The organism is Pedobacter polaris, assembly GCF_005116505.1.
Classification (GTDB): domain Bacteria; phylum Bacteroidota; class Bacteroidia; order Sphingobacteriales; family Sphingobacteriaceae; genus Pedobacter; species Pedobacter polaris.
In genome coordinates, this window is sequence record NZ_SWBR01000001.1 from 1,328,062 (window position 1) to 1,344,809 (window position 16,748).

The window sequence follows — 16,748 nt, forward strand, 5'->3', positions numbered from 1 at the left end:
GCCATTCGTTTCAATCTTTTTGCCCTTCGACTACGCTCAGGATGACAAAAAGGATTTTCACTACTGTCAGGTTTAGAGAATTTGGTGAATACAATTAAGAGACATACTCTTAGGTAATAAGAAAGCTTTAACATCTTTTAACTTGTTGTATTAATTTTTGTAATTAATATTATTAACTTTGCTAGCAAGATGATTTCTTTTTTTTAGAATGATAGAAACTTATTTAAAACCATTCTCCCATAACCACTCTATTAGGGAAGCTGTTGTCACAATATTTTTAGGTAGCCCTATAATAAAACCTGAACGATTTCAAGAACTTATAACTAAAGGTTTGGGTGAATATTTCCATTTATTTGAAAATGTTAATGCCGTTCAAATACAGATAAAACCAGGAGTAAATGGGTTAACTCCTCAACAAACAACACAACAAAATGCAGGTTTTAGATTTGTTGGATTTAATCAAGGGAAAATAGGTACTGTTTTTCAAGGAATTAACGAATTAGAAAGGACATTTATGTCTTACCATAGTTTTGGTTATAAAAGATGGGCAGAGTTCTTAGATAATTACTTATCTGTGCTTTCGATTTTATCACAGAATCATGAGGCTTTATTTATTAGAGCAGTAAGTATTCACTACATTGATGAATTTACATGGGTTTCTCAAGAGCCCTTAGATTTAAACAAAATTTTTAATGATGAAGCAAAATATATGTCTAAGGCATTTTTAGATTCTTCAAACACTTCAAATTTTATTTATACAACAGAGAAAAAAGATGGAAGTTCTTTATTATTTGATAGATTAGATATAAAGGTTGATAATAAAATCACTAAAAATATTACCATTAGTCATAATATTTTAAAACAGTTTGATGACTTTAAAAGTTTATCTTCATTATTAGATAATGAAAAAGATTTCTTTCTAGAATCCTTGCAGAAATTGCATAACTACAATAAAGAAATTTTAAATGACATTTTAAATGATAGAGTTAAAACATTAATAAATTTACCTAATCAATAATGGACTTATCAATATTTGCAACACCTCCATCGTACTTAAATGATTCTTTATTTAAACCAGTTACTCAGGAAATACCATATGTTCAAAGCAATGAATATTTTCAAAGAGAGGACGTAGTTTATTTACCTATAAAGTTTGATATGCTATCTATTGCTATCAACGGTATTCAAAAGTTCAAGAATATTTCATCAGAAAAATGGGCTGAATCAGGATACAAATTCCCCTTAGAGGAAACTTTTTCTAATGCAACCCTATTTCTATCGTGTCTTCCTGATAGGTATTTATTTAATTTAGATACGGAAAACATCGAACCTACCTCTTACGGAACGTTTGTGCTAGATTTCTTCGACAATTCAGACAGAATTTCCATTGAAATAGGAAAAGATAAAATAGGATATTATACTGAGTTTGCAAATAAAGAGAATTTTATGTCAGAAGGTTTAAATTTTAATGGTAATGATGTTCCTAAGGAAATTTTTGAAGTATTTGAAAAAATGCTTTAACAAAAATGCTATCATACCTTACGATATTGACCCAAATGAACTTATTCTAAGGGTGCTTTTTAAACCTTTATTTTTTAGTGCATCAAAAAATAAAATAAAATACAATTCATTTTTACCACCTCATAGTATCGATATAGAACAAAGAAGTCGTGTTTCTGTATTTCGAAAAGATTATAGTTCAGACAGCAATTGCAAAAATTCAGCAGTTACAATCAAAATGAATAATCAAGAATATGTAGGTTTTCTATCTTTTCTTGGGATTCATCTTGCAAAAGTTAACGAATTGCCAGGTATCTCGGTTAAAGCAAGGTTAATTTATACTCCGATTGATAATAAAAGTAATTATCGCCCACTAATAGGTAAATTTTATAAATTTGATGAAGGATTACCTATGCATGCGGAAATATCTTATGATAAACCACTTGAACTTGATAACCCAAACATAAACCATAGGAAGTATGCTGAGGCTATGGTTAAAGAAGTAGGACATTCAGTGCATTTGGATAGATTTCCAAACGATATAAATTGGAATGATGAGCCAATTTCCTTTAAAAGAATAGCTTAAGGTTTTCATAGTTGTCTCAGATTGCTGTGTAGATTTTAATAATTATGTCAAAAATCTTATATCCTTACAAATTTTGCAATCACTAAACCGTTTTAATAAAAAAATAAAATTATTTTCAAATAATACTTGACATTGTAAAAAATAATCACCTATTTAGCGGTGTAGAAAATACACTAAGAACAAAAATGATTTTAAATAACACAATTATTACCACAACAACATCAACAACAGGTAAATACCTGATGGGGAAACGCTAGTGGAATAATTTAAACACAATATACAAAGCGCTCCCGATCAACATCGGGAGCGCTTTTTTTTTTAACCATAAATTATGAATATTTTAAAATTTGGCGGCACATCAGTAGGTTCAGTAGAAAGTATCAGTGCTTTGTTGAACATCTTGGCTAAAGAAAACCAGCAGCAAGAAAAACCAGTTGTAGTTTTATCGGCAATGAGTGGTGTAACTAATCTCTTAACGTCAATGGCCGAAAAAGCAGCCTTGGGTGAAGATTACAGTGCAGAATTAAAAGCAATAGAGCAACGCCACTTCGATGTAATCAGAGCATTGTTGCCTGCTTCGGCACAAAATCCAGTTCTAACAAAGTTGAAGTTATATTTCAATGATTTAGAAGAGTTGCTGCAAGCCGTTTTTAATTTGCAAGAACTGAGTTTGCAGGCCAAAGACTTAGTATTAAGCTATGGTGAACGTTGTTCTACTTTTATGGTTAGTCACATTGCCAAGCAACAATTTCCTGAAGCTGTTTTTGCAGATGCAACACAATTCATTAAAACAGATGGTCAATTTGGGCAAGCCAAAGTAGATACGCAGCTCACCGATTTTTTGGTAAAAGATTTTTATGAAAACAATGCCGGTAAAATGCTTTTTGTTACTGGTTTTATTGCCAGTAATGATGCCAATCGTGTAACCACATTAGGTAGAGGAGGTAGTGATTATACAGCTGCAATTTTAGGTTCAGCATTAAATGCAAGTGAAATCCAGATCTGGACAGATGTAAACGGAATGATGACTGCAGACCCTAGAATTGTGAAAAAAGCTTTTTCTTTAGAAGAATTGAGTTATATCGAAGCCATGGAGCTGTCTTATTTTGGCGCAAAAGTGATTTATCCACCAACCATGACGCCTGCATTTTTAAAGAAAATCCCAATCGTAATTAAAAATACTTTTGATGCAGATTTCAAAGGAACTTATATTCTTCACGGTGCAAAGCCATCTCCATTGCCAATTAAAGGTATTTCTTCTATTGATGATATCAGTATTATTAACTTAGCAGGAAGCGGAATGGTTGGTAAGGCGGGTTTTAGTGGGAGGTTGTTTTCATTGTTGTCTCGCGAACAGATTAACGTGGTTTTAATTACACAATCCTCATCAGAGCATAGTATTACTTTTGCCGTAAAGCCAGATGATGCCGTTAAAGCGGTTAACTTAATCTCAAAAGAATTTGATTTAGAGCTAAAAGCCGAAAAACTACAACAACCTGAAGTAGAAAACGGATTGGCTGTTTTGGCTATAGTTGGTGAAAACATGAAACGGACGCCAGGTATTTCGGGCAAATTATTCCATGCGTTAGGTAGAAATGGAGTTAACGTTCATGCAATTGCGCAAGGATCATCAGAATATAATATTTCTGTAATTCTTGCAAAAGCAGATTTATCTAAAGCTGTAAATGCAGTTCACGATGCTTTTTACACAGAATTAAATAAAACACTACATATTTTTTGTTTGGGAACGGGAAATATTGGTAAAACTTTATTTAAACAATTGCAGGTACAAATGCCTTTCTTAGCCAAAAATAATGATTTGCAGGTTAAAGTAATGGGGATAAGCAATACTCGTAAAATGCTTTTATCACCAAATGGTATTGCTTTAGAGAACTGGGAAGAAATGTTAACTGTACAAGGCGAAACTGCAAACTTAACAGATTTTGTGGCGCAAATGAAAGCGATGAATTTGCCAAACTGTGTGTTTGTAGACAATACTGCTAGTCCGCAACCTGTACCTTTTTATCAAGGTATTTTCGAAGCAAGTATTTCGGTAGTAACTTGTAATAAAATTGGTAACTCTGCGAGTTTTGAACAGTACGAAACATTTAAAAATACTGCTCGAAAATTTGGAGTTGATTTTTATTATGAAACTAATGTTGGGGCGGGTCTACCAATCATTAGAACGTTAAAAGATTTAATGATGAGTGGTGATAAAATAGCTCGTATTGAGGCTATCCTTTCGGGAACAATATCTTACATTTTTAATCATTTTAAAGGCGATGCAGCTTTCCATGAAATTGTAAAAGAAGCGCAAGAATTAGGTTATACAGAACCAGACCCACGTGACGATTTGAATGGCAAAGACTTTATGCGTAAAATGTTAATCTTGGCTCGTGATGCTGGTTATGCGTTTGAAGAAGCTGATGTAAGTATTCAGAATATGTTGCCAGATGCTTGTTTGCAAGCGCCTACTGTTGAAGAGTTTTACAAACAACTAGCACTTAATACAGACTATTTTACCAAACTGAAACAAGAGGCAGAAGCCAGTAAAAAAGTATTAAGGTATATCGGTAAATTGGAAGATGGAAAAGCCTCGATTACCTTGCAAATGGTAGATGAAAATCACCCTTTTTATATGCTTTCGGGAAGTGATAACATTATATCTTTCACTACAGATAGGTATAAAGTAAGGCCATTAGTTGTAAAAGGTCCAGGTGCTGGTGCCGAAGTTACTGCTGCAGGGGTTTTTGCAGATATCATCAATGTTGGAGGAGAAAGGGCATAAGTATGAGTTTGGTAGAAAAAGCAAAAGATGAAATCATGGCTTTAGTTGATGAAGCCTTGTTTAACTTTAAAAACATTAGTGTTGAAGATTGGAATGCCAAGCCAAATCCAAATAAATGGTCAAGAAAGGAACTTTTAGGGCATTTAATAGACAGCGCTTCAAATAATTTAAGAAGATTGATAGTTGGTCAATATGAGCAAGGAACCAAAATTGTTTATGATCAGGATAAATGGGTGAGCTATCAAAACTATCAAGAAATGAATGTTGACGATATCAAAGCTTTGTGGAAACTGTTGAATCATCAAATTGCAATAGTAATTAGTAGAATACCCCAAAGTAAGTTAGATAATACTTGTGATACAGGTATGGGTAAAGCAGAGGTTCATAGCTTGGTTTATTTTATAGAAGATTATATTGTTCATTTAAAATATCACTTACAGCAAATAACCGATTCAAATTATAACGCTTAAAAATAAAAATGAAAGAAGTAAAAGTTTTCGCTCCTGCCACCGTTGCCAACGTAGTTTGTGGATTTGATGTTTTAGGTTTTGCTGTAAATGAACCAGGCGATGAAGTAGTGATGAGATTGGTTGATGAACCTGGTGTTCGCTTATTAAAAATTACAGGAGACGATGGCCGCTTGCCATTAGATTCTGCAAAGAATACCGTAAGTGCAAGTGTACAACATTACCTTAAACACTTAAATAGAGAAGATGTTGGTGTAGAAATAGAACTACATAAAAAGATGCCAATTGGAAGTGGCTTAGGTTCAAGCTCAGCCAGTACAGTTGCAGGGCTGTATGCTATTAATCAACTAATGGGTAATTTATTAACGGCTAAAGAATTGGTTCCTTTTGCCATGAAGGGCGAAGAATTGGCCTGCGGTTATGGTCATGCAGACAATGTAGCTCCAGCTTTAATGGGTGGGTTTGTGTTAGTCCGTAGTTACGAACCATTAGATTTAATTGCTTTGCCAACCCCTAAAGATCTGTTTGTCGCTATTGTTTATCCAGAAGTGGATGTGCCTACAAAAGATGCAAGACAAATGATTAGAGCTAAGGTTTTATTAAAAGATGCGGTAATCCAATGGGGAAATGTTGCGGGTTTGGTAAGTGGACTATTTTTAAATGATATAGACTTGGTAGGTAGGAGTATGAAAGATGTACTGATTGAACCAACCCGGTCTATCTTAATACCAGGATTTGAAATTTTGAGAGAGCTAGCAATGGAAAACGGTGCTGTAGGTTTCGGAATTTCTGGTTCTGGCCCCTCTGTTTTCGCTTTAGCTAAAGATGAGGCCACCGCTAGAAAAATAACTGATGCACAACAAAAGTACTTAACAAAATTAAATATCAATAGTAACGCTTATGTGTCTTCGGTAAATGCTGAAGGACCTAGAGTAATTTAATTGAGTTACGAGTTGTGAGTTACAAGTTACGTGGCTCAATGCTTAAACTCTATAACCCATAACCTGCAACCTAATTCAAATGAAACTATATTCAACCAACAATAAAGATTTACGTGTTTCTTTCCAAGAAGCGGTTTTTAATAGTATGCCACAAGATAAAGGTTTGTACATGCCTTTGGAAATTCCTCAATTGGAACAAGATTTTATTGATCATATTGAACACTATTCCTTGCCAGAAATAGCCTATACAATTGCCTCAACCTTGTTAAAGGATGAAATTCCTGCGGGGGACTTAAAAGTTTTAATAGAAGATGCCGTAAACTTTAATGCGCCAGTTGTGAAATTGGATGAAGAGACTTTTGTACTTGAATTATTTCATGGACCATCATTAGCTTTTAAAGATTTTGGCGCTCGCTTTATGAGTAGGGTAATGGCTTATTTCTTAAAGGATGATGAACAACTACTAGATGTTTTGGTTGCCACTTCTGGTGATACTGGCGGAGCAGTGGCTTTAGGATTTTTAGGCGTGGCAAATACCAGGGTAACCATTCTATTCCCAAAAGGAAAAGTGAGTGAGGTACAACGATTACAGTTAACTACAAATGGCAAAAATATTAGGGCCATTGCTGTTGATGGAACTTTTGATGATTGTCAAACCTTAGTAAAACAAGCTTTTGCAGATAATGAATTGAACGCTAAATTCAGGTTGACTTCTGCTAATTCAATAAATATTGCAAGATTAATTCCGCAGACTTTTTATTATTTCAACGCTTATGCGCAATTGAAAAGGAAAGGCTTTAAAGATGTTGTGTTTGCTGTGCCTAGCGGAAATTTTGGTAACATTGGAGCTGGTTTATTAGCATACAAAATGGGTTTGCCAGTTCATCAATTTATTGCAGCTACCAATGCAAATGATACGGTTCCCCGCTTTTTAGAAAGTGGGGTTTATGAAACGAAACCTTCTGTGCAAACTTATGCTAACGCGATGGATGTGGGTGCTCCAAGTAATTGGGTGCGTATAATGGATTTGTTTAAGGAAGATAGAAGTGCAATCCAAGGATTGGTAAAAGCTTATCGTTTTACAGATGAGCAAACCTTGGCAGGAATAAAGGAAATATTTGAGAAATTCAACTATGTTGCTTGTCCACATACTGCGATTGCTTATTTAGCTACAAAAGCTTATGCAGAAGAAAATCCTAATGATGAAAGCGCAAAAGTGTTCTTATCTACTGCTCATGTATGCAAGTTTCCAGAAGTTTTTCCTGATGATATTTTAGCGAAGATTGAATTGCCTGCACAAGTAGAAACCCTAAAAAATAACCCAGAATTGTTTGATGAATTGGGTAAAGAGTTTGAAGGGTTTAAAAAGTATTTGTTAAGTAAATAATTCTTATGGCGGATTGCAAATCCGCAGGTAATAGGGTTGAGATTGCAAATCTCGACCCTATTAATTTGAAATAGAATAGTATTGTTAGTCGGGATTTGCAATCCCGATTGATCTAACCAAGGATTTCTAATCCTCATTAATCATCTATCGACAAGTAATTTGTCATTCCAAGCTTATGGAGAATCTCATTGCAAAATAACTGAGAGATTCTTCATTGCACTCGGAATGACTAAACTATACTACTTCGCAGTCTTACTTTTTAAAGCTCGAAGTTCTGCTTTAAGTGCATCAATTTGTTGTTGTTGCTCCTTAATGCTGCCAACTAACATTGGAATTAGCATTTCATAATCAACTTTTTGAACTACAACTGTTCTATTATTGTTTTTGCCTTCGTTATAATTTAATTGCTGATTTACGACTAACTGAGGATTGATTTTCGTCAGTTGTTCAATATTAAATCCACTTTGGGAAGGCTTTAGATTTAGCTTTTGCAACCAATCCTTATCATAGGTAAAACTGATAGGATCTAGTTTTACAATGGTGGATAGAGAATTAGTAATTGGAGTAATGTTAGCTTGTTTTACGGTTTGAGCATTGGTCTGCGCTACAAAACCCATCATAGCAATAGCTATAAGTGAAATTGTTCGTTTCATATTAAATTATAAATAAAAATTTGGATGTATTAAATGTATTTGGCTATAGGGTATTAAACCAAATTTGGTGGTGGGGTATTCGGAATTAAATGAAAGTCAGGCAATTGCTCATTACTGTGATGAAACGCTTGGCTACGCTCTGAAGACATTAATATATTCAATAGTAGATTATCTTGAAGATAAAAGCTATTCAACTCCATTAGAGATTTCTCACCTGTTTTGGCATCTTCTTCATTCACGTTGCTCTCACTTACTGTTGTAGCAACTTGATATTGAGCTAATAGAACATAGCTGCTAAACCCAAAACACATCACAGTAGTTAGGATTACAAATAAGATATGTCTTAAAGCAGTTCTGTTCATTGTTGCAAAAATAACATTGTTGCACTAAGCTAATGCCATAAAAATGCAATTAACAAAAAAAGCCATGCAAACTGCATAGCTTTTTTTAAAGATTTATCTTTTTCTATTTCCTGCTTCCGAAAATTCTTAGCAAGAAAAGGAAAAGATTTAAAAAATCTAAGTATAATGTCAAAGCGCCAACGATAGCCATTTTTTTGCTTTCAACTTCAAGAACCTGATCTCCTCTCGCTTCAATCCCTAGTCCAATTCGTTTGATTTTTTGAACATCATAAGCTGTCAAAGCTGTAAAAAGGGCAACACCCGCAAAGCTGATGATGTAATCTAAAGTACCGCTGCCAAGAAACATATTTACTATACTTGCAATGATTATTCCTACCAAGCCTACCATTAGGATTGGGCCAAATTTAGTTAGGTCAACGCTTGTGGTATAGCCTAAAAAAGCCATGATACCAAAAATTCCAGCTGCTGAAGCAAAGCATCCAACTATAGACCCTGAAGTATAACTTAGCATAATAAAGCTTAAGCTAATTCCAGTTAATACAGAATATAGAATAAATATGCCCAGTAAAGCAGGATAAGAAAGCTTGCTTAGGGCAAAACTCATGGTTAAAACTAAACCTAGAGGTGCAAACATTACTATGTAACCAGGTATTTTCATGCCAATAATGTTGCCGGTAATCGGGTCAATATTAGCGAGATACGACATCAATCCATCATTAACGCCAAATAAATAAGCGGCTAAAGTAGAAAGCCCAAGAGCGACGAACATAAAAAGAAACACATTTGCAAAGAATTTCTTAGATATAGAGCCTTCTTGTACAAAGACGCTATCTTGTTGATATTGATAATTTTGTTCTTCCATTATAAATTAATATTGGTTATGTTAAAAATACTATTTTAGTTCAATCTTTTTGTCAGCAGTTCTTCAACTTTTTTAAAGAACTGACGTGGTTTTAGCTTGCGCCAATATAAATCGTCCAATTCACCGCCAAAGTTGATGTAATAATCTATGCTATGATCACGAAACTCTTGGATAACATGTTGGTTAAAATTAATTCCAGCTATCCAACCATCTTCAACATCTTGAAACCATTCTTCATAGTAGCTATCATCAGAAGCATGAAAGTTTAAAACGTTTTCTCCTATTAAGATAAATTTATTGATGCCCTCAGCCACCATTAATTCTATAATTTCTCTTTTAAGCATCATCACATCATTATTGATGGTATCATTCCATTCACCCATTAGCTCAATAATGGCATATTCCTTATCATAATCCACAAACAAAACCTTAATGTAAAGCGTGTTTGAGCCAAAAGCATCCCACTGTGGGTGAATTAAAAAATTATAGAGCTGTTTATCGTAGTAAAACTCGGAGTACTCGGTATTAAAAAAGGGCGAACGCTCATCTTCTGCAGCAATGTAATCATCTCTCCATAGATAAAAAGGTTCAATTTCGTGCATGGTAAAGGTTGCAGGTTATGGGTTAAAGGTTACGGGGCTAGATGTTAAAGTGATGATTAAGCTATGTTTAGAAATGAAATAGGTAAAGCTATTTGACTTGTAACCCACAACTCGTAACTCACAACTTACTTGCTTCAACTGCTTTACGCACACTTCCATATTTATTCAGTAAATCTGCAGCTTGCTCATGGTCAATGTTTAATTCATCCATTACCATTTGCGTACCACGATCTACTAGTTTGTGATTAGTTAACTGCATATCAACCATTTTATTGCCTTTAACTCTCCCTAATCTAATCATTACAGTTGTGCTCAACATATTTAAAACAAGCTTTTGCGCAGTTCCAGATTTCATTCTAGTAGAACCAGTTAAAAACTCTGGGCCTACCACAACCTCAACAGGAAAATCAGATTCTGCAACAATAGGACCGCCTTCATTGCAGATGATGCAACCAGTTAAGATCCCGTGTTTACGGGCTGTATTTAATCCGCCTATTACATAAGGAGTAGTACCAGATGCAGCCAATCCAATTAAAGAATCGTTTTCATTGATGTTATATTCTTGTAGGTCTACCCAAGCTTGGGTTTCATTATCTTCTGCAAATTCAACAGCTCTCCTAATGGCGGTGTCGCCACCAGCAATAATGCCTACAACTTTATCAAATGGTACTCCAAATGTAGGAGGGCATTCAGATGCATCAACTACACCTAATCTCCCACTCGTGCCAGCACCAATATAAAATAGCCTTCCGCCATTCTTCATTCTTTCGGCAACTGCCGATGCTAATTTTTCTATTTGAGGTAAAGCTTTTTCTACAGCAAGTGGAACAAGTTTGTCTTCGTTATTTATGCCTGTCAAAATTTCTAAGACGGACATTTTATCAATGTCATTATATTTAGATTCTTGCTCGGTAATTCTGTTCATGGAAGTCATTTGTGTTAAAGTTCGTTAATTTTTCAATTAACAAGAAATATTTAGTCTAAATCAATGCAATTTTAGAGAGAAGATTACGCCCTTGCAAATATTTAGTCTAAAATAATTCTAAAAAATAAAAATTGTTTAAATATTCACGTATCAGAGTGAGTTTTTAGAGACATCTTTATAACCCTTCGACTAGCTCAGGGTGACAAGTTTATCTCCTTATAATACCTCATATTAAATGTCAGTCTGAGCTTGTCGAAGACTCAAAAGCGCCCCTCGTCAAGCTCAGGGTAACTATTGATGATGGTTAATTTGAAAGAGAATTCAAAAACTAAAAAGCTACACCGTTGTTGCTTAATTAAAGTCCTAGTATTCATTGGTTTTAGGGGAATGAAGTATCAATAAATTTATACGAAAATAACGCCTATTGATTAGGTAAAATCATGCTGGTTTCATAACTTTGCAACATCCGTAATGAAAAAAACTACACGTTTTAATATTCTTATTGCATTAACCTATTCTGTAACCTTAATAGGTGGTATGGTTTTGGGTTATAAATTTTTAAAAGACCAAGGTTTTAAGATAGAACGTGATAACCGATATACCGCCGATAACAACGCTCAAAAAGTTGAAGATATTATCCATATCATTAACAAAAACTATGTAGATGATATAAATGCAGATAGTTTACAACATTTGCCGATAGATAGTTTGCTCCATCAGTTAGACCCGCATAGCATGTATTTGCCTGCAACAAAAGCATTCGAAATGACCGAAACTTTAGAAGGGAATTTTGAAGGGATTGGCGTAGAATATTACATCCTTAATGATACATTGCTAGTTACAAATGTTTTTAAAGATGGCCCAGCCTATTTAGCCGGTGTAAAGCAAGGCGATAAAATATTAAAAGTAGACACCACTTATATTAGTGGTAGATCTTTACCTCGATCTGCCATGATTGGGAAGATTAGAGGCAGAAAAGGCACTTCCGTTCAGCTTACTATATTACATCCTGGCGTTGCTTCAGCAAGTGTTCTAAAAATTAAAAGAGGTAAGGTTGAAGTGAGCAGTATTGACGCTTCTTATATGATAAATAATGAGACTGCGTATGTGCGTATCACTAAGTTTGGTGCTAATACAGACGAAGATTTTATCAATGCCATTAGGTCTCTCAAAGCCAGAGGGATGAAAAAACTGATCCTAGATCTACGTGACAATGGAGGAGGGTATGTTTCTGCTGCTACAGGTTTAGCCAATCAATTTTTACCAGAAAATAAGCTAATTGTTTATACCGAAGGGAAACATGAACCAAGAACAGATTATTTTACAACTGGAGGTGGTGAATTTGAGCAAGGTAAATTAGCGGTTTTGATCAATGAAAATTCAGCGTCAGCAAGTGAAATTTTTGCAGGGGCGATACAAGATTTAGACCGGGGCATTATTGTGGGTAGACGTTCATTTGGTAAGGGTTTAGTGCAAGAGCAATTTGCTTTTGATGACGGTTCTGCCTTAAACTTAACCATAGCAAGATATTACACGCCGCTTGGCAGAAGTATCCAAAAGTCTTATAAAAGAGGCTATGCAGCTTACCACCATGAAATAGAAGATCGTTTAGCAGAGGGAGAATTAACTGCTGGTAATGTTAAAACAAAGGATAGTTTACAAAAAACTGTTGCTTATGTTACTGAGAGTGGAAAAAGAGTATATGCTGGGGGAGGAATTCAGCCAGATGTTTATGTAAAATTAGATACAACTGGATATAACAAATTCTATATCACTTTGGCTAATAAAAAAGTATTGGTTGATTTTGTATTTGATGTGCTTTCTGAGCGATATACTCCCAGCTATCTTGCTCAAAATTTAAGTGGGTTTACCATTAATGATGCAGACTACAAAGATTTATTGAAATATATTCAGTCTAAAAATATTGTAATAGACTATAAACAATTAATAGCTGCACGACCAATTATTTATAACGATTTAAAAGTGATGTTGTGTAAATACCATTTAGGAGACACTGGTTATTATAAAGCGCATAACCTAACCGATAACGTGGTAAAACAGGCAATGGCTAGTTTGCAGTAGTTGGTCTCGTCATATCGACTGAGCGCAGCTACGAGATATCTCTTAGTTTGCCAATGACCATCTTTCGACCATAATACAATCCTCAAGAGGGTTAAAGATTTCTCAATCGCGAAAGGCTCATTTCGAAATGACGGCGTAGAGAAGGTTAATCGTGGTTAACTAATGAGCGAATGAACCAATGAACTACTTAGCCTCAATCTCAAACAAATTTAAACTAATGCCCTCATAGTGTTTTGGTAAACCGCTGTTTGGTGCTATTTTAATGCTGCCTACATGAGTAAATCCACAGCCAGTATAATAAGCCAAAAGCTTTTCATTATCTGCCCAAGTATCCATTCTTACATATTGAATGTTGTTTACCTTTGAATAGGCTATGGCCCAATCGATAATGATGTTTACAAAGCCATAACCTCTAAAATCTGGATGAGTAACAATACGATGAATATAAATAGCAGAATCCTGATCTCTTTCTTTCCAAATTTGTGGATCATTAAAGGTTACAGCAAATATAGAAGCTACTTTTCCATCCACTAATATTTTATACTGCCTATTTTCAGTAATCTCCTGTTTAACTAGATCTAAACTAAAGCCTTGCCAATGTTTATTGAATACCTTTTTTTGGTGAGCAATGGCCATGTCGTAAAACTCAAATATGGTCTCAACATCTGCAGTGGTACTATTGATAATTTCTAGAGATTCATTCATGATACAGCATGTTTGAAATGGTGAATTGTAATAAGCTATTATTTAAATTTAATCGTCACCCTGAATTTATTTCAGGGTCTGATGTAAATAATAGCATGAAAGATGCTGAAATAAATTCAGCATGACGAATTATTAAATTAAACGCCTTGTTTTATAGATTAAGCCATTAGCGCTTATGAAAGAGATTTCTCAATCGCGAAAGCTCATTTCGAAATGACGGTAAGGAGGAGTTAAGTCTTCGCTCTTTACTCCTTGCCTTGTTCTTTCTTCTTTAAGCTTTAGTCTTTCCGCTTTGAGCTTTAAGCTAATATCTTACTTCTGTCTAAAATAAATCTGTATTGGTACGCCAGAAAAATCAAAATGCTCACGTAACTTATTTTCAATAAAGCGTTTATACGGCTCTTTAATATATTGAGGCAGGTTACAGAAAAATGCAAACATTGGCGATGTGGCATTAATTTGAGTAATATATTTTACTTTAATGTATTTTCCTTTTAACGCAGGAGGAGGGTAAGCCTCGATAATTGGCAATAGCACATCATTTAATTTTGATGTAGGTATTTTCTTGCTGCGGTTTTTATGAACTTCTAAAGCCGTTTCTATGGTTTTAAAAATACGTTGCTTGTTTAGTACCGAGATAAATACAATTGGCACATCTGTAAAAGGTTGCAATTTAGTACGAATTTGATCTTCGAATTCTTTAATGGTTTTATTGTTTTTTTCAATTAAATCCCATTTGTTTACCAATATCACAATTCCCTTTTTGTTTTTCTCTGCCAAGTGGAAAATGTTTACATCTTGAGATTCTAAACCTTCCTCTGCATCGATCATCAGCATTACCACATCTGCTTCTTCTAAAGCCTTAATGGTACGCATAACCGAGTAAAACTCTATGTTTTCTTTAACCTTGGTTTTTTTACGTAAACCAGCAGTATCAATAAACATAAATTCGTGACCGAACTGATTATAGTGAATATGAATTGAATCGCGAGTGGTGCCTGCAATTGGTGTTACGATGTTACGTTCTTTACCAATTAAAGCATTAATTAATGAAGATTTACCAACATTTGGGCGTCCAACAATCGTAATTTTAGGTAGTGCATTTTCTTCTTCAGGAATATCTTCAAAATGGGTAATTACTTCATCAAGCAATTCTCCAGTTCCAGAACCCGTCATAGAAGAAATGGTATAAATATCACCTAGGCCGAAACCATAAAATACGGTAGCATCGTTTTCAAGTTGGTGATTATCAACCTTGTTTACCACAACAAATACAGGTTTTTTACTGCGACGAAGTAATTGTGCAATCTCATCATCTAAATCAGTAATTCCAGTTGTTACATCAACCATAAATACCAGCACAGTTGCTTCCTCAATAGCAATTACTACTTGTTCGCGAATTGCAGCTTCAAAAACATCTTCAGAATTGGCAACATAACCACCAGTATCAATAACTGTAAATTGTTTATCAGTCCATTCGGCAGTACCATAATGTCTGTCTCTGGTTACACCGCTAAAATCATCAACAATAGCTTTGCGACTTTCTGTTAAGCGGTTAAAAAGGGTAGATTTGCCTACGTTTGGTCTTCCGACGATTGCGATAATGTTACTCATTTGTATTTACGATTGTAGATTTACGATTGTAGATTTTGTAATCACAAACGTAAAATAATATAAAATTTTTATCAATAGCCATTGACTATCAACAATTAAACCTTTTTGAAAGGGAGTGCAAAGGTAAGGTAAATTATTGGAAGATTAAATTCTAATTCTTTTTGCCTTTAAGTTAGTGGTTGATGGCTAATAGTAAATGGCCTGTGAGTTAGCCCATAGTTTAAGCTATTAACTATGAACTATTGACCAATGAACCGATAAGCTAATGAACTAACTAACTCTCGTATCCGAAATTCTTTAAATAATTCTTTTTGCTTCTCCAATCTGGGATCACTTTTACAAAGGTTTCTAGAAATACTTTGCTATCTAAAAACTTTTCGATGTCTTTTCTAGCTTCCATGCCTACTTTTTTAAGCATAGCGCCACCAGTACCAATCAAAATATTTTTTTGCGAATCTCTTTCTACAATAATTTCTGAAGTAATGCGCACCATTGGTCCACCTTTGCTTTGCTCTTCTTTAAAGGCAGTAACCACTACTTCTGTACTATATGGAATTTCTTTTTTGTAGTTATTGAAGATTTTTTCGCGAATGATCTCTGAAACGAAGAAACGCTGACTACGGTCTGTTAATTCTTCTTTATCATAATAAGCAGGATGTTCTGGGATGTTTTCTAAAATCATCGGCAAAATACCTTCTAAGTTATATTGATGTAAGGCAGAGATAGCGAAGATGTGTTTAGGATTTAATTTTTCTTGCCAATAAGCAAATTTTTCATCTACCTGCTCTTGTGTAGCATTGTCAATTTTATTCAATAGCACAACCAATGGGATGGTAGTATTGATGATTTTTTCGAGCACATCGTTCTCATCATGTTTCTCATGGATGTCTGTAACGAACAAAATTAAATCTGCATCACTCAATGCGCCACTTACTGCAGACATCATCGAATCTTGCAGTCCGTAAAGCGGTTTGATGATGCCGGGAGTGTCAGAAAAAACAATTTGAAACTCATCTTCGTTCACAATTCCTAAAATACGGTGACGAGTTGTTTGCGCTTTTGGCGTAATGATAGAAAGTTTTTCGCCTACTAGGGCATTCATTAGGGTAGATTTACCCACATTAGGCTTACCAATTATGCTTACAAAACCTGCTTTATGCGACATGGAAATATATTTTGAAATAAATTTGTTCTGCAAAGAAACGAATTATATCTTTGCATTCCAATTCGGAGAAAGGGTAAACCTAGTTTTACCAATGATTTTAGAATTGTTT

The 16,748-nt window shown here is 34.6% G+C and carries 16 protein-coding genes; 8 read left to right on the forward strand and 8 right to left on the reverse strand.

Annotated features, from left to right (window positions below; all coding sequences use genetic code 11):
- The first annotated feature begins 208 nt into the window (after positions 1–208).
- The 7 genes from FA048_RS05930 (at position 209) to thrC (ending at position 7,669) form a co-directional block, all read left to right on the forward strand.
- On the forward strand, positions 209–1,018 hold the full coding sequence (locus tag FA048_RS05930) for a TIGR04255 family protein (RefSeq protein ID WP_136839272.1): 810 nt from the start codon (positions 209–211) through the stop codon (positions 1,016–1,018).
- Positions 1,018–1,521, forward strand: coding sequence for a hypothetical protein (locus FA048_RS05935; protein WP_136839273.1), 504 nt, complete (start codon positions 1,018–1,020; stop codon positions 1,519–1,521). The genes FA048_RS05930 and FA048_RS05935 overlap by 1 nt, the downstream gene beginning before the upstream one ends.
- Positions 1,496–2,086, forward strand: coding sequence for a hypothetical protein (locus FA048_RS05940; protein WP_205943424.1), 591 nt, complete (start codon positions 1,496–1,498; stop codon positions 2,084–2,086). The genes FA048_RS05935 and FA048_RS05940 overlap by 26 nt, the downstream gene beginning before the upstream one ends.
- A 331-nt stretch (positions 2,087–2,417) precedes the next feature.
- Complete coding sequence (thrA, locus tag FA048_RS05945; RefSeq protein ID WP_136839275.1) at positions 2,418–4,874, forward strand: bifunctional aspartate kinase/homoserine dehydrogenase I; 2,457 nt, start codon at positions 2,418–2,420, stop codon at positions 4,872–4,874.
- An 8-nt stretch (positions 4,875–4,882) separates the two neighbouring features.
- Positions 4,883–5,344 (forward strand): DinB family protein, encoded by a 462-nt coding sequence (locus FA048_RS05950; RefSeq protein ID WP_205943425.1) that lies wholly within the window; start codon positions 4,883–4,885, stop codon positions 5,342–5,344.
- Between the two features lie 8 nt (positions 5,345–5,352).
- A complete protein-coding gene (locus FA048_RS05955) occupies positions 5,353–6,282 on the forward strand; it encodes a homoserine kinase (RefSeq protein ID WP_136839277.1) in 930 nt (309 codons plus the stop codon).
- Between the two features lie 79 nt (positions 6,283–6,361).
- Positions 6,362–7,669: a threonine synthase gene (gene thrC, locus FA048_RS05960; RefSeq protein ID WP_136839278.1), complete on the forward strand. Its 1,308-nt coding sequence runs from the start codon at positions 6,362–6,364 to the stop codon at positions 7,667–7,669.
- Between the two features lie 239 nt (positions 7,670–7,908).
- Here thrC and FA048_RS05965 read toward each other — a convergent pair whose 3' ends face one another.
- The 5 genes from FA048_RS05965 to murQ form a co-directional block, all read right to left on the reverse strand.
- Positions 7,909–8,322 carry a hypothetical protein gene (locus tag FA048_RS05965; protein ID WP_136839279.1) on the reverse strand — a complete coding sequence of 138 codons (414 nt, stop codon included), beginning with the start codon at positions 8,320–8,322 and terminating at the stop codon, positions 7,909–7,911.
- Positions 8,323–8,375: 53 nt separating this feature from the next.
- Positions 8,376–8,684 (reverse strand): hypothetical protein, encoded by a 309-nt coding sequence (locus FA048_RS05970; RefSeq protein ID WP_136839280.1) that lies wholly within the window; start codon positions 8,682–8,684, stop codon positions 8,376–8,378.
- Positions 8,685–8,787: 103 nt separating this feature from the next.
- Positions 8,788–9,546 (reverse strand): Bax inhibitor-1/YccA family protein, encoded by a 759-nt coding sequence (locus FA048_RS05975; protein WP_136839281.1) that lies wholly within the window; start codon positions 9,544–9,546, stop codon positions 8,788–8,790.
- 35 nt (positions 9,547–9,581) lie between these two features.
- A complete protein-coding gene (locus FA048_RS05980) occupies positions 9,582–10,148 on the reverse strand; it encodes a hypothetical protein (protein WP_136839282.1) in 567 nt (188 codons plus the stop codon).
- Positions 10,149–10,266: 118 nt separating this feature from the next.
- The gene (gene murQ, locus FA048_RS05985; RefSeq protein ID WP_136839283.1) at positions 10,267–11,073 is read right to left on the reverse strand and encodes an N-acetylmuramic acid 6-phosphate etherase; all 807 of its coding nucleotides are present in this window, start codon (positions 11,071–11,073) and stop codon (positions 10,267–10,269) included.
- Between the two features lie 471 nt (positions 11,074–11,544).
- Between murQ and FA048_RS05990 the strand changes: the two genes are divergently transcribed.
- On the forward strand, positions 11,545–13,155 hold the full coding sequence (locus FA048_RS05990; RefSeq protein ID WP_136839284.1) for a S41 family peptidase: 1,611 nt from the start codon (positions 11,545–11,547) through the stop codon (positions 13,153–13,155).
- Positions 13,156–13,338: 183 nt separating this feature from the next.
- Here FA048_RS05990 and FA048_RS05995 read toward each other — a convergent pair whose 3' ends face one another.
- The 3 genes from FA048_RS05995 to era form a co-directional block, all read right to left on the reverse strand.
- Complete coding sequence (locus FA048_RS05995; protein WP_136839285.1) at positions 13,339–13,860, reverse strand: GNAT family N-acetyltransferase; 522 nt, start codon at positions 13,858–13,860, stop codon at positions 13,339–13,341.
- A gap of 312 nt (positions 13,861–14,172) precedes the next feature.
- A complete protein-coding gene (der, locus tag FA048_RS06000; RefSeq protein ID WP_136839286.1) occupies positions 14,173–15,474 on the reverse strand; it encodes a ribosome biogenesis GTPase Der in 1,302 nt (433 codons plus the stop codon).
- Between the two features lie 274 nt (positions 15,475–15,748).
- Entirely contained in the window at positions 15,749–16,639 is an 891-nt protein-coding gene (gene era, locus FA048_RS06005; protein WP_136839287.1) for a GTPase Era, read from the reverse strand.
- Positions 16,640–16,748: the final 109 nt, after the last annotated feature.

What these genes read in the sequence shown, in the direction of transcription:
- FA048_RS05970 (WP_136839280.1), bottom strand. Translation starts at nt 8,684, where the DNA reads ATGAACAGAACTGCTTTAAGACATATCTTATTTGTAATCCTAACTACT.
- FA048_RS05955 (WP_136839277.1), top strand. Translation starts at nt 5,353, where the DNA reads ATGAAAGAAGTAAAAGTTTTCGCTCCTGCCACCGTTGCCAACGTAGTT.
- murQ (WP_136839283.1), bottom strand. Translation starts at nt 11,073, where the DNA reads ATGAACAGAATTACCGAGCAAGAATCTAAATATAATGACATTGATAAA.
- FA048_RS05930 (WP_136839272.1), top strand. Translation starts at nt 209, where the DNA reads ATGATAGAAACTTATTTAAAACCATTCTCCCATAACCACTCTATTAGG.
- era (WP_136839287.1), bottom strand. Translation starts at nt 16,639, where the DNA reads ATGTCGCATAAAGCAGGTTTTGTAAGCATAATTGGTAAGCCTAATGTG.
- FA048_RS05990 (WP_136839284.1), top strand. Translation starts at nt 11,545, where the DNA reads ATGAAAAAAACTACACGTTTTAATATTCTTATTGCATTAACCTATTCT.
- FA048_RS05995 (WP_136839285.1), bottom strand. Translation starts at nt 13,860, where the DNA reads ATGAATGAATCTCTAGAAATTATCAATAGTACCACTGCAGATGTTGAG.
- der (WP_136839286.1), bottom strand. Translation starts at nt 15,474, where the DNA reads ATGAGTAACATTATCGCAATCGTCGGAAGACCAAACGTAGGCAAATCT.
- thrC (WP_136839278.1), top strand. Translation starts at nt 6,362, where the DNA reads ATGAAACTATATTCAACCAACAATAAAGATTTACGTGTTTCTTTCCAA.
- FA048_RS05935 (WP_136839273.1), top strand. Translation starts at nt 1,018, where the DNA reads ATGGACTTATCAATATTTGCAACACCTCCATCGTACTTAAATGATTCT.
- FA048_RS05965 (WP_136839279.1), bottom strand. Translation starts at nt 8,322, where the DNA reads ATGAAACGAACAATTTCACTTATAGCTATTGCTATGATGGGTTTTGTA.
- FA048_RS05975 (WP_136839281.1), bottom strand. Translation starts at nt 9,546, where the DNA reads ATGGAAGAACAAAATTATCAATATCAACAAGATAGCGTCTTTGTACAA.
- FA048_RS05980 (WP_136839282.1), bottom strand. Translation starts at nt 10,148, where the DNA reads ATGCACGAAATTGAACCTTTTTATCTATGGAGAGATGATTACATTGCT.
- thrA (WP_136839275.1), top strand. Translation starts at nt 2,418, where the DNA reads ATGAATATTTTAAAATTTGGCGGCACATCAGTAGGTTCAGTAGAAAGT.